The organism is Pseudomonas sp. RHF3.3-3, from assembly GCF_048069595.1.
Classification (GTDB): domain Bacteria; phylum Pseudomonadota; class Gammaproteobacteria; order Pseudomonadales; family Pseudomonadaceae; genus Aquipseudomonas; species Aquipseudomonas fuscovaginae_B.
Genome location: NZ_CP182250.1, coordinates 3,151,666 through 3,172,810, shown reverse-complemented (window position 1 = coordinate 3,172,810; position 21,145 = coordinate 3,151,666). Strand labels below are relative to the sequence as shown.

Below are 21,145 nucleotides of genomic sequence, written 5' to 3'. Positions count from 1 at the left end.
TCCGTAATCTATTGCGAACCACCCTTGATATGAATTCGAGCCGCCCATGCCCTCGCCCACCCTCGATCTGGAACTGCTGCGCACCTTCGTCGCGGTGGTCGACCACCACACCTTTGCCGAAGCCGGCCAGCACCTGGCCCGCACCCAGTCGTCGGTGACCCAGCAGATGCAGCGCCTGGAGCACCAGGTGGGGGTCAGCCTGTTCCAGAAACAGGGGCGGCAGAAACAGCTCACCGAGCCGGGCCGGCAGCTGCTGCGCCATGCCCGGCAAATGCTCTCGCTCAATGATGAAGTGCTCAACTCGCTGCAGGAGAGCCATCTGAGCGGGGTGCTGCGCATCGGTTCGCCCCACGACATCGCCGACACCATCCTGCCGCCGATCCTCAGCCACATCGCCCGCTCGGCCCCGCGCCTGCGCCTGGAGATCGACGTGGGCCGCAGCCCCTACCTGATGGAAGACCTGCACCGGGGCAAGATCGACATGGTGATTTCCACCCGCGAGGACTCGCGGCTGCAGGGTTTTGCCCTGCGCACCTCACCGGTGTGGTGGATCTGCTCGGCGCAGTACATCCATGTGCCGAGCGAGCCATTGCCGCTGATTCTGGTGGAGGAACCGAGTATCTATCGGCGTTATGCCATCGAGGCGCTGGAACGCGCCGGGATCGCCTGGCGCCAGGCATACCTGGCGTCGAACCTGATCGGCATCAAGGCGGCGATACGCGCGGGGCTGGGGGTGACGCCGCGCAGCATGGAACTGCTGGGGCCGGATATGCGGGTGCTGGGCGAGAACGACGGATTGCCGCGGTTGCCGGATGTGACCTATCACCTGTGGATCCGGCCGAATACGGTCAACCCGCTGGTGCGCCGGGCCTATGATCTGATCCGCGCGAGCCAGGGGTTGTAGATCCCTCCCGACCTGCTCTCACACCCGATCGTTACCACGCTCCGCGTGGGAACGATCAGGTTACCGGTAGCCAGAGGCGGAATCGGGCTCCACCCAGCGGCGATTGCTCGACCGTCAGCGTCCCCCCCTGGGCCTCCGCCGCGCGCCGGCTGATCGCCAGGCCCAGGCCAAAGCCGCCCGTGGAACGATCACGACTGCGATCCAGCCGATAGAACGGCTCGAAGATCCGCTCGCGTTCCTGCTCGGGAATGCCGATCCCATCGTCATCCACCCACAACTCGCAGCCCTCGGTCGTCGCCTGGATGCCCACCTGGATGCGCCGCTCGCAGTAGCGCATGGCATTGCGCAGCAGGTTCTGTACCGCCCGCGCAGTCAGCCGCGGGTCCAGGGAGAAATGCTCCTGGGAACCCTGCATCAACACGTCGAGCACAATATCCGGCGCCTCCAGTTCTTCGTCGAAACTGCCGAGGATGCTGTCGACGAACTCGTGCAGCGGCACCAGCACCCGCTCCGGCAGCCGCCCGGGATTCTGCAGGCGGCTGTAGGACAACAGTTCCAGCACCAGGTCATCCAGCTCGCGGATGTGCCCGACCAATCCCTGCAGTCGCTCACGTGAAGCCGGCGGCAACTCGTCGGACAGCGCCAGGGCCAGGCCGAAATCCAGCCGGGTCAGGGGCGTGCGCAACTCGTGGGACACCGCATTGAGCAGGTCACGCTGCTGGTTGAGCAGGCATTCGATGTCGTTGGCCATGGTGTCGAACACCTGCGCCAGTTCGCCGATGTTCGAGCGCGGCGAGATCCGCGTGCGTTCGCTCAACTGGCCCTGGCCGATCTGCCGGGCGGTCTGCTTGAGGCGCTCCAGGTCCCGCCAGTGCGGGCGCAGCCAGAACAACAGGCAGCCCAGCAGCGCCGCGCCGACCAGCACGTTCATGCTCCAGTACAGCAGCTTCACGTCCAGCGGGTCCGGCGGTATCACCACCTGCACCGCCAATTGCCCATCCAGCGGCGAGGCCACCAGGTCCGGCGCGCCCCAGTCGCCGACACGGATGGCGTTCTCGCCATGGCGCAGGCGCTTCTGCTCCGGCTCGCTGAAGCTGATGTCGTCGATGCGGATCAGCGAGACCCGCAGCGGCGCGAAACTCTGGTCCAGCTCGGCCGCCACCGCCGGCCAGCGCGTGTTCGGCACCGTCTTGAACTGCTTGACCAGGAGGTCCTGCATGCCCCGCGCCTGGTCGATGTTGTAGTTCAGGAAGCGCTCGTGAAACACCCCGACCACCAGGTCCGGCACCAGGTAGATCGCCGCGCTGAAGGTGATGATGGTCATCAGGTAGAGCCGGATGAGGATCTTCAGCATCGGCTCAGCATTCCCATTCGGAACGGCTGAACAGGTAGCCCTTGCCCCAGACGGTCTTGATCTTGCGCGCCTCGCCGGCGTGATCGTCGAACTTGCGCCGCAGCTTGGAGATCGCCACGTCCACCGAGCGGTCGGTACCGTTGAACTCGATACCGCGCAGGCGCTGCAGGATCTGGTCGCGGCTGAGCACTTCGCCGGCATGCCGGGCCAGCACCACCAGCAGGTTGTATTCGCCGCTGGACAGTTCCACCTGCTGGCCACGCCAGGTCACGGTGCGCTCGGAAAGGTCGATGCACAGGTTGCCCATGAGGATCTGGTCGCTGGCCACCTGCGGTTCGCTGAGGCTGCTGCGGCGCAACAGGGTGCGGACCCGCGCCAGCAGCACCCGCGGCTCGCAAGGCTTGGTGACGTAGTCGTCGGCGCCCATCTCCAGGCCCAGCACCTGGTCGTGGCTGTCGTCGCGGGCGGTGAGCATCAGGATCGGCAGGCTCGCCGAATCGGCGCGCAGCAGGCGGCACACTTGCAGGCCGTCGAGGCCCGGCAGCATCAGGTCGAGGATCACCAGGTCCGGCGGCTCCTGCCGGGCCCGCTCGCGCACCTGGTCGCCACGGGCCAGCACGTTGACCTGATAGCCGTTGCGCTCCAGGTAGCTGGCAATCAGTTCGGCAAGGGCGGTGTCGTCTTCGACCAGGAGAATCGTCGGCATAAATAACTACGAAATGAAGGAAAAGGTGAAGGATATACGCCCTTACGCGTGCGCGAGCATTCGCTTCACACTTTTTCACCAACCACCTACATTGCTTCACAGCAGCGCTTGACGGCCGCCCTTAGCATGCCCGGGTCATCATTGGGACTCGATTATGTTGAAGAAGCTGTTTGCCCCGCTCTGCCTGTCGGCACTGGCCCTGGCGCTGACCGCCTGTGACCGGTCCGCCGGCGAGCCCGAGACCATGCCCGCACCCAAGGTCCGGGTCGAGACCATCCACACCCAGCCCCTGTCGATCAGCAGCGAGCTGAGCGGCCGCATTGCCGCACCGCGGATCGCCGAAGTACGCGCGCGGGTCGCCGGCGTGGTGCTCAAACGCCTGTTCCAGGAAGGCAGCGACGTCAAGCAGGGCGACGTGCTCTTCCTGATCGATCCGGCACCGTTCAAGGCCGACCTGGACAGCGCCGTGGCCGCCCTGCAGAAGGCCGAGGCCAATGCCTTCCAGGCCAGGCTGCAGCACCAGCGCTACCGCGAACTGGTGGAGAGCAACGCCATCAGCCGCCAGGACTACGACAACGCCCAGGCCGCCGCCCGCCAGAGTGCCGCCGACGTCGCCGCCAACCAGGCGGCGGTGCAACGGGCCCGGCTGAACCTCGGCTACGCCACCGTCACCGCGCCGATCTCCGGGCGTATCGGCCGTGCGCTGGTCACCGAGGGCGCGCTGGTCGGCCAGAACGAGACCACCGCCCTGGCGCTGATCCAGCAGTTGAACCCGATCCATGCCGACCTGACCCAGTCGACCCGCGAACTGAACGACCTGCGCCGGGCCTTCCGCGCCGGCCAGTTGCAGCAGGTCGGGCAGAACCAGGCCAAGGCCACGCTGATCCAGGACGACGGCAACGCCTACCCGCTGCCGGGCAAGCTGCTGTTCACCGACATCAGTGTCGACCCGGGCACCGGCCAGGTGATCCTGCGCAGCGAATTCCCCAACCCGGAACTCGACCTGCTGCCCGGCAGCTTCGTGCGGGTGCGCGTCGAACAGGCGGTCAACCGCGAAGGCATCAGCATCCCGCAGCGGGCGGTCCAGCGCGACAGCGCCGGTGTGCCGCAGGTGCTGCTGGTGGACGGGAACATGCAGGTCAGCCTGCAATCGGTGAGCCTCGGCGCCGCGCAGAACGACCGCTGGATCGTCAACGCCGGCCTCAAGCCCGGTGACCGGATCATTGTCGAAGGCCTGCAGCACGCCCGCCCCGGCGAGCCGGTGCAGATCGATGACAGCCCCCTTTCCCTCGCCCAGTCCAAAGGACAGTGAGCATGCCGCACTTCTTTATCGACCGCCCGATCTTCGCCTGGGTGGTCGCCCTGTTCATCCTGCTGGCCGGCGTCCTCGCCATCCCGCAGCTACCGGTGGCACAGTACCCCAACGTCGCGCCGCCGAAAGTGGAAATCGTCGCGACCTACCCCGGCGCCTCGGCCCAGACCCTGGACGAAAGCGTGGTCAGCCTGATCGAGCAGGAGCTCAACGGTGCCGACCACCTGCTGTATTTCGAGTCCCAGAGCAGCCTGGGCAGCGCCACCATCACCGCGACCTTCCAGCCCGGCACCCACCCCGAAATGGCCCAGGTCGACGTGCAGAACCGCCTCAAGGCGGTCGAGCCACGGCTGCCCGCCGCCGTCACCCAGCAGGGCCTGCAGGTGGAAAAGGTGTCCGCCGGCTTCCTGCTGCTGGCGACCCTCACCTCCAGTGACGGCCAGTACGACGACACCGCGCTCAGCGACTACCTGGCGCGCAACGTGATGAACGAGATCAAGCGCCTGGACGGCGTCGGCAAGGCCCAGTTGTATGGGGCCGAACGCGCCCTGCGGATCTGGATCGACCCGCAGAAGCTGGTCGGTTTCAACCTCACCGCCGCCGATGTCAGTGCCGCCGTCGCGGCGCAGAACGCCCAGGTCTCGGCCGGCAGCATCGGCGACCTGCCGGGGCCGTCGACCCAGGAAATCACCGCGGCGGTGCTGGTCAAGGGCCAGTTGTCGACGCCCCAGGAATTCGCCGACATCGTCCTGCGGGCCAACCCGGACGGTTCCACCGTGCGCATCGGCGATATCGCCCGGGTGGAGATCGGCAGCCAGGAGTACCAGTACTCGACGCGCCTGAACGGCAAGCCGACCACCGCCTTCAGCGTGCAATTGTCGCCGGGCGCCAACGCGCTGAAGACCGCGACCCTGGTACGGGCGAAAATGGATGAACTGGCGCGCTACTTCCCGGCCGGCGTTGAGTACAAGATCCCCTACGACACCTCGCCGTTCGTCAAGGTGTCGATCACCAAGGTGATCTACACCCTGCTCGAAGCCATGGTGCTGGTGTTCGCGGTGATGTTCCTGTTCCTGCAGAACATCCGCTATACGCTGATCCCGGCGCTGGTGGTGCCGGTGGCGCTGATGGGGACCTTCGCCACCATGCTGGCCCTGGGTTTCTCGATCAACGTGCTGACCATGTTCGGCATGGTGCTGGCCATCGGCATCCTGGTGGATGACGCCATCGTCGTGGTGGAGAACGTCGAGCGGATCATGGCCCATGAAGGCCTGCCGCCCAGGGAAGCCACCCGCAAGGCCATGGGCCAGATCGGCGGCGCGATCATCGGCATCACCCTGGTGCTGGTGGCGGTGTTCATCCCGATGGCCTTCATGCCCGGCTCGGTGGGGGTGATCTACCAGCAGTTCTCGTTGTCCATGGCGACCTCGATCCTGTTCTCGGCCTTCCTCGCGCTGACCCTCACGCCGGCGCTGTGCGCGACCCTGCTCAAGCCGATCGCCCCGGGCGAGCACCACGCCAAGGGCGGCTTCTTCGGCTGGTTCAACCGGCGTTTCGAACAGATGAGCGACGGCTACCAGGGCTGGGTGGTCAGTGCGCTCAAGCGCAGCGGCCGCTACCTGCTGCTGTTCGGCCTGCTGGTGGTGCTGCTGGGGCTGCTGTTCAGCCGCCTGCCCGCCTCGTTCCTGCCGGTGGAGGACCAGGGCTACACCATCACCGACATCCAGTTGCCGCCGGGTGCGAGCAAGAACCGCACGGTCAAGGTGGTCGAGCAGATCGAGGCCAATGACGCCAGCGAAGCGGGTGTCGGCGACACCACGATGATTCTCGGCTTCAGCTTCTCCGGCAGCGGGCAGAACGCCGCGTTGGCCTTCACCACCCTCAAGGACTGGTCGGAACGCAGTGCCGAGGATTCGGCGGCGGCCATCGCCGAGCGGGCGAACATCGCCTTCAGCGAACTGAAGGATGCGGTGGCCTACGCCGTCCTGCCGCCACCGGTGGATGGCCTCGGCACCTCCAGCGGCTTCGAGTTCCGCCTGCAGGACCGCGGTGGTGTCGGCCACCCGGCGCTGATGCAGGCGCGCACCGAACTGCTGGAAGCGGCGCAGAAGAGCAAGGTGCTGGCCAACGTCCGCGAAAGCGCCCTGGCCGAAGCACCGCAGGTACAACTGGAAGTCGACCGCAAGCAGGCCAATGCCCTAGGCGTGTCGTTCGCCGATATCGGCGGCATTCTCTCCACTGCCGTCGGCTCGGCCTATGTCAACGACTTCCCGAACCAGGGCCGCATGCAGCGGGTGGTGATCCAGGCCGAAGGCGACCAGCGTGCCCAGGTCGAGGATCTGCTGAAGATCCACGTGCGCAACAGCAACGGCAAGATGGTCCCGCTGTCGGCCTTCGTCCAGGCGCGCTGGACCCAGGGCCCGGCGCAGTTGACCCGCTACAACGGCTACCCGGCGATCGCCATCTCCGGCGAATCGGCACCGGGCTACAGCACCGGCCAGGCCATGGAGGAGATGGAGCGGCTGGTGCAGCAACTGCCGCAGGGCCTGGGCCTGGAATGGACCGGGCTGTCGTTGCAGGAGCGCCTGTCCGGCGCCCAGGCGCCGATGTTGCTGGCGCTGTCGCTGCTGGTGGTGTTCCTGTGCCTGGCGGCGCTGTACGAGAGCTGGTCGATCCCGACCTCGGTGCTGCTGGTGGTGCCGCTGGGGGTGCTCGGTGCGGTGCTGGCGGTGACCTTGCGCGGGATGCCCAACGACGTATTCTTCAAGGTCGGGCTGATCACCATCATCGGCCTGTCGGCGAAGAACGCGATCCTGATCATCGAATTCGCCAAGAGCCTGTACGACGAGGGGCATGACCTGCTGGAAGCGACGGTCCAGGCTGCGCGGCTGCGGTTGCGGCCGATCATCATGACCTCGCTGGCGTTCATCCTCGGCGTGGTGCCGCTGGCGATCGCCACCGGCGCCAGCTCGGCCAGCCAGCAGGCGATCGGCACCGGGGTGATCGGCGGGATGATCACGGCGACATTGGCGGTGGTGTTCGTGCCGGTGTTCTTCGTGGTGGTGATGAAGCTGGTGCGGCGCAAGGCTTCATGATGCTTCGCTGAACCTGGGGCCCCTTCGCGGATTTATCCGCGAAGGGGCCCCACCAGACAGCATAAATCCCGGTTATTGCACCAACTGGTTGATCTCGATGATCGGCAGCAACACCGCCATCACGATCACCAGCACCACACCGCCCATCACCACGATCATCAACGGTTCGAGCAACGCCGTCATCCCCATCGCCCGCCGTTCGATATCCAGCGACAGGGTCTGCGCCGCCCGTTCCAGCATCGGCGGCAAGGCACCGGTCTTCTCGCCACTGGCGATCAGGTGGATCAGCAACGGCGGAAACACCTTCTCCACCTTCAGCGCCGCCGCCAGGTTCACCCCTTCCCTGACCCGCGCCGTGGCCTCGCTCACGCTCAGGCTCAAGCGGTCGTTCGACACCGTCTGCCGCGCCGCCTCCAGCGCCCGCAGCAACGGCACCCCGGCGCCGCCGAGAATCGCCAGGGTCGAGGCGAACCGTGCGGTGTTCAGCCCCAGCACGAAACGACCGATCATCGGCAACCGCAGGATCCGGCTATGCCAGCCCAACCGCGCCGTCGGCTGGCGCAGGTACAACCGCCAGCCCCAGAAAGCCCCCGCCAGCCCGGCAAAGCACAACGCGCCCCATTCACGGATGAAGTCGCTGGCGTTGAGCATCACCAGGGTCAGCCCCGGCAGGTCCTGCCGTGCCTGGGAAAAGGCGCTGACCACCTGCGGCACCACGTAGCTGAGCAGGAAGATCACGATGCCCACCGACACCAGCCCGACCACCGCCGGGTAGATGAACGCCGTGAGCACCTTGCCGCGCAGGTTGTTGCGTTCCTCGATGTAGTCGGCCAGCCGTTCCATGACCTGGGCCAGGTCGCCGGATTCCTCGCCGGCGGCGATCAGCGCCCGGTAGATTTCCGGAAAGTCCCGGGGCCGCCGGGACAGCGCGTCGGCCAGGCGCATGCCGCTACGCACATCGGTGCGCACCGCACTCAGGGTCTGAGCGATGTGCTTTTTTTCCGCCTGTTCGACCGTGGCGCTCAACGCCGCCTCCAGCGGCAGGCTCGCTCCCAGCAGGCTCGCCAGTTGACGGGTGGCCCAAGCCAGGTCGTTGTCCGAGAGTTTTGCGCTGAACAGCCCGCCGGCCGTCTCGCCACTGTCGCCAGCCTCGGCCTTCAGCGACAGCGCGGTCAGCCCACGCCCGCGCAAGGTGGCCATGGCCGCGCCCTGGCTGTCGGCCTCCAGGTGGCCGGACTCGATCTTGCCCTGGGCATCGGCCGCTTCGAAGCGATAGCGGTTCATCAGGCGTCCCTCGTCACACGCAGGATTTCTTCCGGCGCCGTGGCACCCGCGCGGACCCAGCGCTCACCGTCCTCGCGCAGGCTCAGCATGCCCGCCGCCCGTGCCGCCTGGCGCAACGCCTGCTCGCCGGCGCCCTGGTGGATCAGGGTGCGGATCTCGTCGTCGATGCAGAACAGCTCGTGGATGCCGGTGCGGCCGCTGTAGCCGGTGTGGCTGCAGGCGCTGCAGCCGACCGGGCGCCAGGTGCCCGGCGTGGCCGGATCGGGCTGGCGACAGTGTGGGCACAGCCGCCGCACCAGGCGCTGGGCCAGCACCCCGAGCATCGACGAGGCCAGCAGGAAAGGCTCCACGCCCATGTCGATCAGCCGGTTGACCGCCGACACCGCATCGTTGGTGTGCAGGGTCGCCAGCACCAGGTGCCCGGTCAGCGAGGCCTGCACGGCAATCTGCGCGGTTTCCAGGTCGCGGATCTCGCCGATCATGATGATGTCCGGGTCCTGGCGCAGGATCGCCCGCAGCGCCAGGGCGAAGGTCATGTCGATCCTGGCATTGACCTGGATCTGGCTGATACCCGGCAGGTCGTATTCCACCGGGTCCTCGACGGTGAGGATGTTGCTGGTGCTGGCGTCGAGCCGGGCCAGGGCGGCGTAGAGGCTGGTGGTCTTGCCACTGCCGGTGGGGCCGGTGACCAGCACGATGCCGTGGGGCTGGCGGATCAGGTGGTCGAGCCGGGCCAGCAGGTCCGGGTCCATGCCCAGGGTTTCCAGTTGCAGGCGCCCGGCCTGCTTGTCCAAAAGGCGCATCACCACCCGTTCGCCGTGGCCGGTGGGCACGGTGGAGACGCGGATGTCGATCGGCCGTCCGGCGACCCGCAGGGCGATACGGCCGTCCTGGGGCAGGCGTTTTTCGGCGATGTCCAGTTGCGCCATGATCTTGATCCGCGACACCAGTGCGCCGTGCAGCGCCTTGCGTGGCGAGACCACGTCGCGCAGGGTGCCGTCGACCCGGTAGCGCACCACCGAATGGGTCTCGAACGGCTCGATATGGATATCGCTGGCCTCGTCGCGCGCCGCCTGGGTCAGCAAGGCGTTGATCATGCGGATCACCGGCGCGCCGTCCTGGGTGTCGAGCAGGTCGGTGACTTCCGGCATGTCCTGCATCAGCCGGTCGAGGTCCACCTCGTTTTCCGCGGCACCGACCACGGCGGCGGCGCTGCCGGTGTCGGCATAGGCCGTGGTCAGCAGGCTGTCGAGTTCCTCATCGCGTACGCGCTCCAGCCGCGCCGGCCCGAACTGCCGGCGCGCCTCGCTGATGGCCCAGCCGGGGGTCGAGGGACAGGCGGTGAGCACGCCGTCGACCAGCACCAGCCGCTGGGCCTTGGCCCAGGCGTACGGTAATGCGCTCATGGCTGCGCCTCATTCAGCGACACCGGCACCGCGCGGATCGGCCTGGGTGCCTGCGGCACGGGCACCGGCTGCGAGCCCGGAATGGCGTGGGCCGCACTGGGCAACTGCGGGGCCTGCATGTCCGGCAAGGCCCAGTTGCGTTCCGGCGTCAGGCTGCCCTGGGCACGGCGGATGAAGTCGTAGCGGTTCAGGGTGATCGCCCGCCCCGCCGCGCCGTCACGGATGATGTACGGCCGCAGGAACACCATCAGGTTGGTCTTGTTGCTGTCGCGCCGCTCATGGCGGAACAGCGCGCCGATGCCGGGGATGCTCGACAGCAACGGCACGCCGTCGTTGCTCTGGCTGTAGCCGTCCTGCAGCAGGCCGCCCATGACCATGATCTGCCCATCGTCGAGCAGGATGCTGGTGTCGATCGCGCGCTTCTTGGTCACCGTGCCCGCCGCCGTCGCGGTGGCGCGGTCGTCGACGCTGCTGACCTCCTGATACACGTCCAGCTTCACCGTGCCGCCCTCGGAAATCTGCGGCCGGACGTTGAGCTTGAGCCCGACCTCCTCGCGCTGGATGGTCTGGAACGGGTTGTTGCTCGAACTGCTGCCGTTGGTCACGTAGCTGCCGCTGACAAAGGGAATGGTCTGGCCGACGAAGATGCTCGCCACTTCGTTGTCCAGGGTCAGCAGGTTCGGCGTCGACAGCACGTTGGAGCCGCCCTTGCTCTTCAGGGCACGGGCCAGCACCTTGAGGTCCATCACCTGCCCCACCCCGGGAATGTTCACCGATCCGCGCACCACGCCGACGCTCAGCCCCTGAGGCAAGGCGTCGATGCTGTTTTTGGCGGTGGTGACAATGCCAGCACCGCCCAGGTTGGTGCCGGCGAACACCCCGCTGCCCCCCAGGTTGCCGCTCTGCCACTGTACGCCGAACTCGTTGGCCTCGTCCTCGCTGACCTCGACGATCAGGCTCTCGATCACCACCTGGGCACGGCGCTGGTCGAGCTGGTCGATAACCTCGCGCAGGTTGCGGTACAGCGGCTCCGGCGCGGAGATCAGCAGGGTATTGGTGGTGGCATCGGCCTGGATGGTCACGCCGCCGGCGGAAAACGCCAGGTTCTGCTCCTTGCCCGGCCCCGTGCCGGAAGCCTGGCTGGAACCGTTGCGGGCGGATTGACCGTAGAGCGAATTGCTGCCGCTGGTGCTGCTGCCGGTCTGGGGGGTGCTGTTGACCTGGCTGCCGTTCTGGCTGTTGTTGCTGTTACTGCCGCCGCCGAGCATGGCCCGGGTCTGGTCGCCCTCGCCGCTGCTGTCGCTTTCGCCGGTGAGCAGCCCGCGCAGGGCCTGGGCCAGCTTGCCGGCCTGGGCGTTGCGCAGGTACACCACGTGCAGGTTGCTCGGGTTGCTCTGGGCGTTGTCGAGCTTGTAGATCAACTCCCGGGCCAGTTGCGTGCGCTCCGGGCTGCTGGCGCGGATGATCACCGAGTTCGAGCGCGGATCGCCCAGTACGCTGATTTTCTGCGTCGGGTCGTTGCCCTGGTTCTCCAGCAACTCCGAGACCATGCTGGCGATATCGCTGGCGATGCCGTTCTGAATGTTCACCACATCGGTGTCGATGGCGCTCGGGGTGTCGATGCTGGCGATCAGGCTGGCCACCCGTTGCAGGTTCTGCGCGTAGTCGGTGATGACCACGGTGTTGTTGCCCGGGTAGGCGTTGATCGGGTTGTTCGGTGAAACGATCGGTCGCAGCACCGGAATCAGGTTCACCGCGTTCTCGTACTGCAGGCGGAAGGTTCGGGTGACCATGCCGTTTTCCGCCGGCTTGTCCGAGCTATAGACCGGTCCGCCGAGCAGCTTGGCATCGGCCTCCGGTACCACCTGGGCGACCCCGCCGACATCGACCACGCTGAAGCCCTGCATGCGCAGGGCCGAGAGCAGCATGTCGTAGGCCCGGTAGGCCGGTACCTCACCTTCGGAGACCAGGGTCAGGTTGCCCTTGACCCGTGGATCGACCAGGAACTGCCGTCCGGTGGAACGCGACAAGGCGCGCACCACCGCCTGGATATCGGCGTCGACGAAATTCAGTTGCACCGGCTGGTCGCCCAGCGGGTTGCTGGCCGGGAGCGCCTTGCCCGGCCCATGGCCGGCCCGTGCCGAATTGCCCACGGGATGCAACACGCGCCGCGGCTGCTCGGCCTGGGCCTGGGCCCGCTGCCGCTCCGCCAGGACGTCGCCGCTCTTCACGGTCGAACCCAGTGGCCGCCCGAGTTCGCTTTCGGCCAGCAACGGAGCCTGCGGCGCCGTACCGCTACTGCACGCTGTCAATGCCAACAGCAACCACGGGGCCGCCGCCTGGCGGCAGCGCACCCCATACAACCAGCCTGAGCACTTCATGAAGCTTCCTTAGCGCCAAGCGCCTGATCCATGCGAACGGTTCCCGACAGTCTGCCCGCCGAGCCTTCGGGTTCGGCTGCGGCCGCCCGTTGCAGGCGGGCCTCGACCACATCCAGGGAGAATGAGCGGGGTTTGCCCAGCAGCCAGTCCAGCAGCACGTCGGCCGGTGCGTCGTCGACGGTCAACAGCCAGCCGGCGCCACGGCCCTGCAACCGGTAATGCCCGGACAACCCGCTGGCTTCGAGGCTGGCGCGCAGCCCCGCTTCCAGGTCAGCGGTGGCCGGTCGGGCAAGACCTTGCAGCAGGCCTTCCAGGGTCTGGGCCTGGGTTTTGAGCCTGGGTGTTTCGGCGGCCCAGTAATCGAGCCTCTTCAACGGCGGCTGGATCAGCACCAGCCAGACCAGCAGCCCCGAGACGCCGAGGGCCATGCCGCCGACCAGGCGTCGCTCCCGTGGCGCCAGACTGCGCCAGTAGCCCTGCGCCCGGGCCGACAGGGCCTGCCAGCGGGCCCGGTACTGCGCCAACCTGGGGTTATTCATTTTCCGTCTCCGCCAGCGGTTGCCCCGGTTCGGCCTGGGCCTTGAGGGTCCAGCCCTCGGCGGCGGCGCTCGCCAGCACCCCGGCCTGGGCCAGTTCGGCCTGCCAGGCGCCGGCCGCCCCCGGCTTGCGGTTGTCGGGCAGCAGGTTCAGGTGCAGTTCGCCGTTTTCGAACACCAGGCCCTGCACACCGCCGACCACGAACGGCATCGCCAGGCCGGCCTGGCGTACCAGTCGGGAGAAATCGCTGTCGCCGGCAGCGCCGGCCTCCCGCCGGGCCAACTGCTGGCGCGCCTGCTGCAAGGGGTTGAGCACCACCGGCAGCGCCGGAAAGGCCTGCCTGACCCGCTGCACCATCCACGCCTTGAGCTGTTCGCCCTGCTCGGCCTGCCGCGCCGCGTGGAGGTTCAGGCCTGCGGTCCAGACCACCACCGCCAGCGCGCAGCAGGCCAGCGCCCGTCCCCAGTGACCGGCACTGGCGCCCGGCTGCCACAGGGCACCGTGCAGCCCCCAGCCCGGTGCCTGGCCGGTCCAACGGCGGTCGGCGGGCACTGCCTGGAACAGCGGATTCGCCGCCGGCGCTTCACCCAGCCAATGCAGCACTTCGCCGCGGCCCTGCCATTGCGCCAGCGCCTGGTCGATATCCGGGTGCACTTCGGCCAGGTCCACCCCCTGGCGAATCAGCAGATGCTCGTCGCGGGCCTCCAGCACCGGTTCGCCGGCAATCACCGGCAAGCAATAGGCCGCCGGATACAGGCCACGCAGGCCCAGACCGGCCTGGCGCACCAGGGCGCCGAAACGTTCGAGCACCTCCCGTGGCAACCAGGCGACCGGCACCCGGCCCTGGGCATCGCGCGGGCCATGGGCGATGTGCATCGACTCGCAGGCGCCGAGGATCAGCGCCTGGGCCGCGCAGTCGACCGCCGCGCGGATCTTCGCTGGCGGCAGCGCCGGCAGTTCGAGGCTGGCCAGCAGGCTGTCCTGCGGGTGCAGGTAACATTCCACGGCCACGCCCTGGTTGGCCTGCCCCAACTGCCTGAGGTTGGCCCGGCCGGTTTCAGCAAGCCGGCCCTGGCGGTCGAGCCGGGCGAACGCCAGCGGGCTGTCGAGTTCCAGCGCCTGCAAGGGCGGCAGGACGATACGCAAGAGGCTCATACGCCCACCCGCGACCAGATCACCTGGGGCATTTCCAGTTCGCTACGGTGCAGCAACGCGGCCAGATTGACCCGGCGCCGGTCGTTGCGTACCTGGCCGACCAGCAGGAACCACTCGCTGGTGATACCGACCTTGATGTCGGCAACCGCCACTTGCGGCATGCGCAGGCGGTTGACGAAGTCGCCACGATTGATGAACCACTGCCCCGCATCACGCTCGCCGATCAGGCCCCGGGCCCGCTGCGGCGACAAACCCGGCACCTGGGAAGCCAGCACCTCGGCGCTGGCGGTATTGCCGTTGACCCAGGTGTTGGCCGGCAGGATGGTCACATGGGGCGCCAGCCGGGCGAGGGTCTCGTCGTCCACGCCGTCGACGCTGCGCAGGTCATCCAGGCTGCGCAGCATCGGCCGGCTGGCGGGCAGCGGCTTGTCGGCAGCTCCCGGCGAGGTCAGGCGACCGCTGTCGAAGGTGCCCTGCACCTTCGCCGCGGCCTGGCGCTGCGGATTCGGCAGGCGCGGGTAGGAACTGATCACCCGCTGGGCAATGCGCTGGGCGACCGCCGCCTTGACGCCGAGCATTTCGCACAGGCGGGCAAAACCCTCCATCTGTTCGTCATCGACGCGCTCGTCGCGCACCAGGTTGCGCAGGTTGAACTTGCCCTGCTCATCCTCCAGGTGGCCGTCGAACTGGCCGCCACGTTCGCCGAGGATCGGCCGGGCCCAGGCCTGGGCCTGGTGGGTCAGCGGGTCGCGCTGGCGGGCCTCCCACAGCCGTTGGCGGCTGATTTCGAGGCCGCCACGCAACTGCCAGGCGCCCTGGACCCGCGATTGCTCGGCCTCCAGGCTGCGGGTGAACACGGTCTCGCGGGTGAGCATGCCGGCGGCGATCACCGCCACCACTGCGGCGATCAGCAGCGCGCTGATGATCGCCATGCCCTCCTGCTTCGCGGCCATCGGGGAATGAGCCTTCATGACCGCGACTACAACTGCCAGGAGCCGATATCGGCATTGACCCCGTCACCGTCCGGCTGGCCGTCGGCACCGAGGGAAAACACGTCGACTTCACCGTTGGCGCCCGGGTTCAGGTATTGGTAAGGACGTCCCCAGGGGTCGTTGGGCAAGCGTTCCAGATAGGAGCGCCAGTTGCTGTCCTTGGCGTTGGCCGGCCGCTCGACGAGGATCTTCAGGCCCTGGTTCTGGCTCGGGTAGCTGCCGTGATCGAGGCGGTAGAGCTTGAGCGCCTGCATCAACCCGCCGATGTCCTGCCTGGCCGCGGTGGCCCGCGCCTGGTCGGGCCGGTCGAGGACCTTGGGCACCACCATGGCGGCGAGAATCCCGAGGATGACCACCACGACCATGATCTCGATCAGCGTGAATCCCTGCTGTGCCCGACGACCTCTGGAACGGGAATTGATACGCGCGATATCCATCTCGACAGTCCTTGGCTTGATTCGATTCGCGGCGGATTGTTGCAAGAAGATATGTCACCGATATTGAAAATCCTCGGGTGAATCGCCCGGGCAAAAACTCGGGAGCTTTGGTCAGCAAGCGGTCAAACAGGCACGCTAGGCTGTGTACGAAATTGTTTGAAACGCAGGTTAGGCAAGGCAAAAACCGGCGAGGAACGCCCGGGGTCGCGCCCGACTTGACTGGTTGTCAATGAGCATTCCGAGCCGGTTTTTAACGCCGCATAACCAAGTTTCAAGCGATTTCATACATAGCCTAGGCTCCGGACTCGCTTCCCCATGTCGAGACAGCCCATGCAGCGCCCGTTCCGCCAACAAGGCTTCACCCTCATCGAAGTGCTGGTGGCGCTGGCGATCATCGCCGTGGCGATGTCCGCCGCGGTGCGCGTGGCCGGTCTGATGACCCAGAGCAACGGCCTGCTGCGCGATCGCTCCGTGGCCCTGCTGGCTGCCCAGAGCCGGCTGGCCGAGCTGCGCCTGGAGGGTCGGCTGGGCACGGGACGCAAGTCCTTCGAGTGCGATCAGGGCCGCCTGGCCCTGCGCTGTGATCAGACCATCGGCCCGGCTGGCAGCCCACGGCTGTGGCGGGTCGAGATCCTGGTAGTGGACCGGCGCCACGAAGGGCCGCCGCTGGCGCGCCTGGAAACCCTGATGAGCCTGCCCGACCTCAAGGCCGGGTCAGTTGCGGCAGGAACGGCGCTTCGCTGAGCCGGGTCACCGCCAGGTGCAACTTCTGCGAGCCCTGCTCGATCAGAATGCCGTCGCGCTCGATCGCCAGCAGCCGTACGCCCTGGCCCAGCCGCTCACCGGCGAGAAAGCTGCGCGGCGGGCCATCGTTCAGGCTGAGGATCGCCACCGCGCCACGCGAGCTGGCCATCACCCCGGAGACCTTGATGTCGAGCCGGACCGGCTGGTTGGAAAACCACTGCAAGGCCGGATTGTCGCTGCGCGTCGCCGCCACCGCCGGCTGAGCCGCGGGCACCTGGGACACGGCCGGCGTCAGCAGCAGCGTCGACCAGACCAGCACACCGGCCAGGGCGGCGAGCAGGGCCGCCGACTGAACGATCTGCACCGGGGAAAAGCGCGGGGTCCATTGCATGCTTGAGGCTCCTTTTCTATCGGTCTGCGCCACAACGAAGGGCCCACAGGGGCACGTCCGAACAGCCTACCGGGCAATTCTCACGTTTTTATTTCACACGCCCATCATCTTTGCCAGGCAGCATGGAGCCAGCCTCGAGGAGCCTTGTCGAATGGATGCCCTACGCCCCGCCCAGGCGGGTTTCACCCTGATCGAACTGATGGTGGTGCTGGTGATCGTCGGCATCGCCAGCGCCGCCATCAGCCTGAGTATCCGGCCCGACCCACGGCAACTCTTGCGCAAGGATGCCGAGCGCCTGGCCCAGGCTATCCAGGTGGCCCAGGCCGAAGCCCGCGCCGATGGCCGGCCGATTCTCTGGCTGAGCGACCGCCAGGGCTACCAGTTCATCCGTACCGATGGCCAGGGCGGCAAGGAGCAGTTCGACGGTGACCCGCAACTGCGTCCGACCCGCTGGCAGAGCGCATCGATACAGGTGCAGCGGGATCGCGACAGGCCCCTGATACTCGACGCCGAGTGGATTGCCCAGCCCATGCGCCTGTCGCTCTCCGATGGACTGCACAGCATTGGCGTGGTACGCAGCGCCAACGGCGAGGTGCACGTGCAATGAAGCGCCAGGCCGGTTTTACCCTGATCGAGGTGATGATCGCGCTCATGCTCATGGCGGTGGTCAGCCTCATTGCCTGGCGTGGCCTGGACAGCGTCAATCGCACCGACGAACACCTCAGGCGCAGCAGCGCGCAGACCCAACAGTTGCTGGCCGCGCTGGGCCAACTGGAGCGTGACGTGGCGCTGCGCGCCGGGATCGAGCTGGTGGAACCGCTGCGGCCAGACCGGGAGCCTTCGTCGTCGGCCGGGCCAGTTCCGTTGAGCGTGCGCAGCGCCGAGGGCAAGGGCTTTCGGCTGGACCTGATTCGCGCGTCGCCGCAGCAGGATGGCCGCCTGCAGAGGGTGCGCTGGTGGTTGAAGGGCGGGACGCTTTACCGGTCGGCGGCAGAGGCGCGCTCGAGGTTTCCGCTACCGGCCCCGCAGGACGGAGTGGCGGTGCTGGAACAGGTGACCTCGATGGACCTGCGGGTGTGGCAACCGGGCAAGGGTTGGCGGCCGTTGAGTGGCAATCGCCAGGACAATCCGACAGGGCTGGAGATCAACCTGGTGCGGGATACGCCACAAGGCGGGGAGCGCTATCGGCAGGTGTTGGGGCCGTTGGAGTGAATCCGGGAAGTGGGTGGAAGATGGGCGGGCCCACAATACTCAACTGAGCAACACCACCCCACCCGGCAATTCGGTGCACTTGGCCCCATACGCATCGCGAATCAGCAACGCCACCCCCGCCAACTGATCCAGGCTGAACCGCGCCTGCACCTTGCGCTTGCCCAGTTCGCTGTTGAGCAGCACCAGCATGCCCGGTCGATAGCGGTTGATCTCGCTGATCACCGTGGCCAGGGTCGCATCGTTGAACACCAGCATCCTGTTGCGCCAGGCAATCACCGCCGTCGGGTCGACAGTCTGCGGCTCGCCGGCCTGGCGGGTGTCGTACACCAGTTGCCGGCCGCCCTCCAGGCGGAAACGCCGGCCCAGCACCTCCACCGTCAGGGTACCTTCGATACAGGTGACACAGACGCTCCGGTCGAGGTTGCGCAGATTGAAGCGCGCCTGTTCGGCCGTCATCAGCCCGCCGCCGGCCTGGACTTTGACCGGTCCCCGGGTCCGCGCCAGCACCTCGACCTCGCCGCTGAGCAGTTCGATCCGCGCATCACCGTTATTCGATGGCAGCCGGTTGATCCGGGTCTGGGTGTTGAGCTCCAGGCTGACGCCATCGGCGAGGTCGACGCGCCGTTGCTCGCCGACCTCGGTGCGATAGTCCGCCCCCAGGCCGGAGAAACCGCCCGGCACGGTGCCGCGGACCAGGAAAAACGCCGCCGATGCGGCAATCGCCCCCCCCAGGAAGGCCCGGCGCCCGAAATGCCGGGCCCGTGGTGGATGCTGCAGGTGTTCGAGAGCCGGTTTGAGCGACTGCCACAAAAGCTTGGCCTGTTCGAAGGCCCGGGCGTGCTCGGGGCTCTGTTCGCACCATTGGCGCAAGGCCCGCGCATCGGCGACGGTGGCCTGGCCGGAGGTCAGGAGAATCAGCCAATCCCGGGCTTCGCTCTGCAGGCGGGCGCTCGGGCCGGCCCGCAATGGGGTGATGGAAGTCGTGTTCAAGCGCACAGATACTCACGAAGATTTCGCTGATGTATGACTAAGACGGTTTTCCCGCCCCGGGACCGAACCGCTGAATCACTTTTCTTTCCAGACGGGCCGCACAATGCCCCAGGGCGGCCTTCAGTTCCTTCTCGACCATGCGCGTGGAAATACCGAAACGCTGGGAAATCTCCAGGTGAGGCGCCTCCTCCAGGCGGGCGGCCATGAAGATCCGCCGGCGTCGGGCCGGCAGTTCGTACAACGCGTCGAGCAGCGCCTGAATCTCCTTCTGGCCACCGACCACCCGCTCCGGGTCAAGGGCCTCGTCACTCAGGTGCAGCAGTTCCTCGACCTCTTCGCCGGTGAGCAGGCGCGCATCGGCCTGGCGGCGGTCGGCGGCGATGTTCAGGGCCATGCGGTACAGGTAGGCGTTGGGCTGGGTCAGGTTCAGCGGCGGCTCCATGCGGTCGACCCGCAGGTAGGTCTCATGCAGCACGTCATTGGCCAACTCCTCCGACCCCAGCCGGCGGCGCAGGCGCAGCTTGAAATCGTCGTAGGAGGTCAGGAACAACCGGACCATCGGACTGTGCCCGATATTCTTCATACCCCAGCGGCTCCCTTTGGTGCTGTGCAATCCATGCTCGTTCCTGCTGAATCCGGCGTTAAAAGAAGGGTCACCGGCTGGCGCAGCGACGACGGGGCCGAACGCTCGACCCGCACCGTACGCAAACGCTCGACCAGCGCCCCATCGCGCTGAACATCCCCGGTCGAACTGACCAGACGGCTGTGCTGCAGGGCACCGTCCTGGCCGATCCAGACCTGCAATACCGCCCGGTAGGTGCCGGGACGGGTCAAGGGGACGGCGCACAGGGCCTGCTCGATGGCCTGCTGGATCGCCCGTGCGTAACTGCCGGCCAGGGCCCCGCCCTTGCCGGCCGGCGCCCGGGCCGACGACTCGCTGACCTGGGCCACCTGCAGGGTGAAGGCGTCGGCACGGGCATAACGCGCCATCAACCCGCTGCCGGTGAGCAACAGGGCCAGGGCCTCGCCGGCCCGGTAGTGGCCGTGTACCGCCAGGGAGCGGCGGGCCCGGGTCAGGTCGCGGTCGACCAGCACCGCCATGCCGGTCTGGCGACTGAAGGCATCCAGCGCACCGGCCAGGTCCTGGGCAGCGATATCGAACTCGACACGGGCCTGTGGATCGACCTTCAGCGGCTCGGCCGCCAGGCAGACGGGCGCCTGCCCGGCCAGCAGCGCAGCCAGGGCGATGAGTAGCGGACCCAGGCGAAAAAACGACAGACGCACGGCCACGGATCGAAGTCCCTGCACTGCTGACGTGTCCCTGAAAACCGTCATCCTGAGGGCTGTTTATGAACCTGGTATGACGGTCGCCGCAAAAAAACCATCACCCAGGCCGGCCGGGCTTTGCACTAGACTTCAGGGCACCAGGACCGCCGTCGCGCGGTCAGCCAGGAGGCCACATGAAAGCCCTTTCACGTCTTGCCAGCATGCTTCTGCTCGCCACCCTGCCCGGCCTGGGCCACGCCGCACAGGTTGAGCCGAGCGGTTGCGTCGAAGTCAGCGTCGACGGCTACAAGGCACCGGACTACCCGTGTCTGAGCCAGCAGATGAGCAGCCCGGAAAACCGCGAAGCCAGGCGCCGCAACCTGGAAGCGACGAGCCCGGATATCCGCACAAAGGCACCGAACCAGGTCGGCCTGGCCACGCCAGCCGCCACCCACATACGCATGGGCAATACCCTCGGCACCTCGGTCAAGCCGCAGCGGCCGGTTTCGGGCCAGTAGCACCACCGCAATTGGCCCGTGGGTTTTGCCGGAAATTGGCTATAGGTGCGCTCGCCTGCCGCCTCTACTCTTGTTCACGCCGCCCTGCTTATCGGGGGGGCCGTCCAAACAGGAGAACCGCCAATGTCTGTCCAGGCGACCAATACCCTTCGATTCAAGGCCGCCCCGGGGTGCAGCGCCGAACTCGGGCGGCGCCTGGAAACGCTGGCCGAAACCCTGCGCCATGCCCCCGGCTGCCTGGACTACGCAGTGACTTGCGCGGGCGAACCCGGCGAGTGGACCGTCACCGGCCACTGGCAGTCCGCCGCAGCGCTGCAGGCGCATTTCCAGTTGCCGGCCCTGCAAGGCTTCATCGACCTGCTCGGCACCCGACTGGCCTGGCGCATCGACCTGCAGCACTGAAGTCGGTACCAGCAGCGCTTTGAAGCAGGCAGCAGGGAGAAGCCTGGGAATTTTGCAGT

Annotated in this window: 21 protein-coding genes; 8 read left to right on the top strand and 13 right to left on the bottom strand. The window is 67.2% G+C overall.

The window, feature by feature from the left end:
- Positions 1 to 46 precede the first annotated feature (46 nt).
- Positions 47 to 904: a LysR substrate-binding domain-containing protein gene (locus ACMGT0_RS14605; protein WP_054060662.1), complete on the top strand. Its 858-nt coding sequence runs from the start codon at positions 47 to 49 to the stop codon at positions 902 to 904.
- Between the two features lie 55 nt (positions 905 to 959).
- Here ACMGT0_RS14605 and ACMGT0_RS14600 read toward each other — a convergent pair whose 3' ends face one another.
- Complete coding sequence (locus ACMGT0_RS14600) at positions 960 to 2,258, bottom strand: ATP-binding protein (protein WP_054062353.1); 1,299 nt, start codon at positions 2,256 to 2,258, stop codon at positions 960 to 962.
- A 4-nt stretch (positions 2,259 to 2,262) separates the two neighbouring features.
- Positions 2,263 to 2,964, bottom strand: a complete 702-nt coding sequence (locus ACMGT0_RS14595; RefSeq protein ID WP_054060660.1) for a response regulator transcription factor — start codon at positions 2,962 to 2,964, stop codon at positions 2,263 to 2,265.
- A 154-nt stretch (positions 2,965 to 3,118) separates the two neighbouring features.
- On the opposite strand from ACMGT0_RS14595, the gene ACMGT0_RS14590 reads away from it, so the two are divergent.
- Together ACMGT0_RS14590 and ACMGT0_RS14585 are read left to right on the top strand one after the other, a co-directional pair.
- The gene (locus ACMGT0_RS14590) at positions 3,119 to 4,276 is read left to right on the top strand and encodes an efflux RND transporter periplasmic adaptor subunit (RefSeq protein WP_416773183.1); all 1,158 of its coding nucleotides are present in this window, start codon (positions 3,119 to 3,121) and stop codon (positions 4,274 to 4,276) included.
- 2 nt (positions 4,277 to 4,278) lie between these two features.
- Positions 4,279 to 7,371 (top strand): multidrug efflux RND transporter permease subunit, encoded by a 3,093-nt coding sequence (locus ACMGT0_RS14585; RefSeq protein WP_416773182.1) that lies wholly within the window; start codon positions 4,279 to 4,281, stop codon positions 7,369 to 7,371.
- A 72-nt stretch (positions 7,372 to 7,443) separates the two neighbouring features.
- On the opposite strand, the gene gspF is transcribed toward ACMGT0_RS14585, so the two are convergent.
- From gspF to gspG, 7 genes are read right to left on the bottom strand one after another with little or no spacing between them, the layout of a single operon-like run.
- Positions 7,444 to 8,655, bottom strand: a complete 1,212-nt coding sequence (gene gspF / locus ACMGT0_RS14580) for a type II secretion system inner membrane protein GspF (protein WP_416773180.1) — start codon at positions 8,653 to 8,655, stop codon at positions 7,444 to 7,446.
- Entirely contained in the window at positions 8,655 to 10,061 is a 1,407-nt protein-coding gene (gspE, locus tag ACMGT0_RS14575; RefSeq protein ID WP_416773179.1) for a type II secretion system ATPase GspE, read from the bottom strand. Before gspE ends, gspF begins: the two co-directional genes overlap by 1 nt.
- The gene (gene gspD, locus ACMGT0_RS14570; RefSeq protein WP_416773178.1) at positions 10,058 to 12,442 is read right to left on the bottom strand and encodes a type II secretion system secretin GspD; all 2,385 of its coding nucleotides are present in this window, start codon (positions 12,440 to 12,442) and stop codon (positions 10,058 to 10,060) included. Before gspD ends, gspE begins: the two co-directional genes overlap by 4 nt.
- On the bottom strand, positions 12,439 to 12,981 hold the full coding sequence (gene gspM / locus ACMGT0_RS14565) for a type II secretion system protein GspM (protein WP_416773177.1): 543 nt from the start codon (positions 12,979 to 12,981) through the stop codon (positions 12,439 to 12,441). The genes gspD and gspM overlap by 4 nt, the downstream gene beginning before the upstream one ends.
- Positions 12,974 to 14,134, bottom strand: a complete 1,161-nt coding sequence (gspL, locus tag ACMGT0_RS14560; protein ID WP_054062360.1) for a type II secretion system protein GspL — start codon at positions 14,132 to 14,134, stop codon at positions 12,974 to 12,976. The genes gspM and gspL overlap by 8 nt, the downstream gene beginning before the upstream one ends.
- Complete coding sequence (gene gspK, locus ACMGT0_RS14555) at positions 14,131 to 15,105, bottom strand: type II secretion system minor pseudopilin GspK (protein WP_416773175.1); 975 nt, start codon at positions 15,103 to 15,105, stop codon at positions 14,131 to 14,133. Before gspK ends, gspL begins: the two co-directional genes overlap by 4 nt.
- Positions 15,106 to 15,113: 8 nt before the next feature.
- Entirely contained in the window at positions 15,114 to 15,563 is a 450-nt protein-coding gene (gene gspG / locus ACMGT0_RS14550) for a type II secretion system major pseudopilin GspG (RefSeq protein ID WP_054062362.1), read from the bottom strand.
- Positions 15,564 to 15,893: 330 nt separating this feature from the next.
- Here gspG and gspI point away from each other — a divergent pair, with 330 nt between their 5' ends.
- Positions 15,894 to 16,307 (top strand): type II secretion system minor pseudopilin GspI, encoded by a 414-nt coding sequence (gene gspI, locus ACMGT0_RS14545; RefSeq protein ID WP_416773481.1) that lies wholly within the window; start codon positions 15,894 to 15,896, stop codon positions 16,305 to 16,307.
- Here gspI and ACMGT0_RS14540 read toward each other — a convergent pair.
- The gene (locus tag ACMGT0_RS14540; protein ID WP_054062364.1) at positions 16,267 to 16,698 is read right to left on the bottom strand and encodes a general secretion pathway protein GspC; all 432 of its coding nucleotides are present in this window, start codon (positions 16,696 to 16,698) and stop codon (positions 16,267 to 16,269) included. The two genes, gspI and ACMGT0_RS14540, sit on opposite strands and share 41 nt — an antisense overlap.
- Before the next feature lie 151 nt (positions 16,699 to 16,849).
- Between ACMGT0_RS14540 and gspH the strand changes: the two genes are divergently transcribed.
- Both gspH and ACMGT0_RS14530 read left to right on the top strand, forming a co-directional pair.
- Positions 16,850 to 17,305: a type II secretion system minor pseudopilin GspH gene (gene gspH, locus ACMGT0_RS14535; RefSeq protein ID WP_054061532.1), complete on the top strand. Its 456-nt coding sequence runs from the start codon at positions 16,850 to 16,852 to the stop codon at positions 17,303 to 17,305.
- A complete protein-coding gene (locus tag ACMGT0_RS14530) occupies positions 17,302 to 17,910 on the top strand; it encodes a prepilin-type N-terminal cleavage/methylation domain-containing protein (RefSeq protein ID WP_273826460.1) in 609 nt (202 codons plus the stop codon). Before gspH ends, ACMGT0_RS14530 begins: the two co-directional genes overlap by 4 nt.
- A 39-nt stretch (positions 17,911 to 17,949) precedes the next feature.
- Here ACMGT0_RS14530 and ACMGT0_RS14525 read toward each other — a convergent pair whose 3' ends face one another.
- The 3 genes from ACMGT0_RS14525 to ACMGT0_RS14515 are packed head-to-tail and all read right to left on the bottom strand — an operon-like array spanning position 17,950 to position 20,190.
- Entirely contained in the window at positions 17,950 to 18,900 is a 951-nt protein-coding gene (locus tag ACMGT0_RS14525; RefSeq protein WP_416773172.1) for a FecR family protein, read from the bottom strand.
- 37 nt (positions 18,901 to 18,937) lie between these two features.
- Entirely contained in the window at positions 18,938 to 19,483 is a 546-nt protein-coding gene (locus ACMGT0_RS14520; RefSeq protein ID WP_416773170.1) for an RNA polymerase sigma factor, read from the bottom strand.
- On the bottom strand, positions 19,480 to 20,190 hold the full coding sequence (locus tag ACMGT0_RS14515; protein WP_273826458.1) for an STN domain-containing protein: 711 nt from the start codon (positions 20,188 to 20,190) through the stop codon (positions 19,480 to 19,482). The genes ACMGT0_RS14520 and ACMGT0_RS14515 overlap by 4 nt, the downstream gene beginning before the upstream one ends.
- A 170-nt stretch (positions 20,191 to 20,360) precedes the next feature.
- Here ACMGT0_RS14515 and ACMGT0_RS14510 point away from each other — a divergent pair, with 170 nt between their 5' ends.
- Positions 20,361 to 20,684, top strand: a complete 324-nt coding sequence (locus ACMGT0_RS14510; protein ID WP_416773169.1) for a hypothetical protein — start codon at positions 20,361 to 20,363, stop codon at positions 20,682 to 20,684.
- 123 nt (positions 20,685 to 20,807) lie between these two features.
- The gene (locus ACMGT0_RS14505) at positions 20,808 to 21,086 is read left to right on the top strand and encodes a putative quinol monooxygenase (RefSeq protein WP_054062367.1); all 279 of its coding nucleotides are present in this window, start codon (positions 20,808 to 20,810) and stop codon (positions 21,084 to 21,086) included.
- Positions 21,087 to 21,145: the final 59 nt, after the last annotated feature.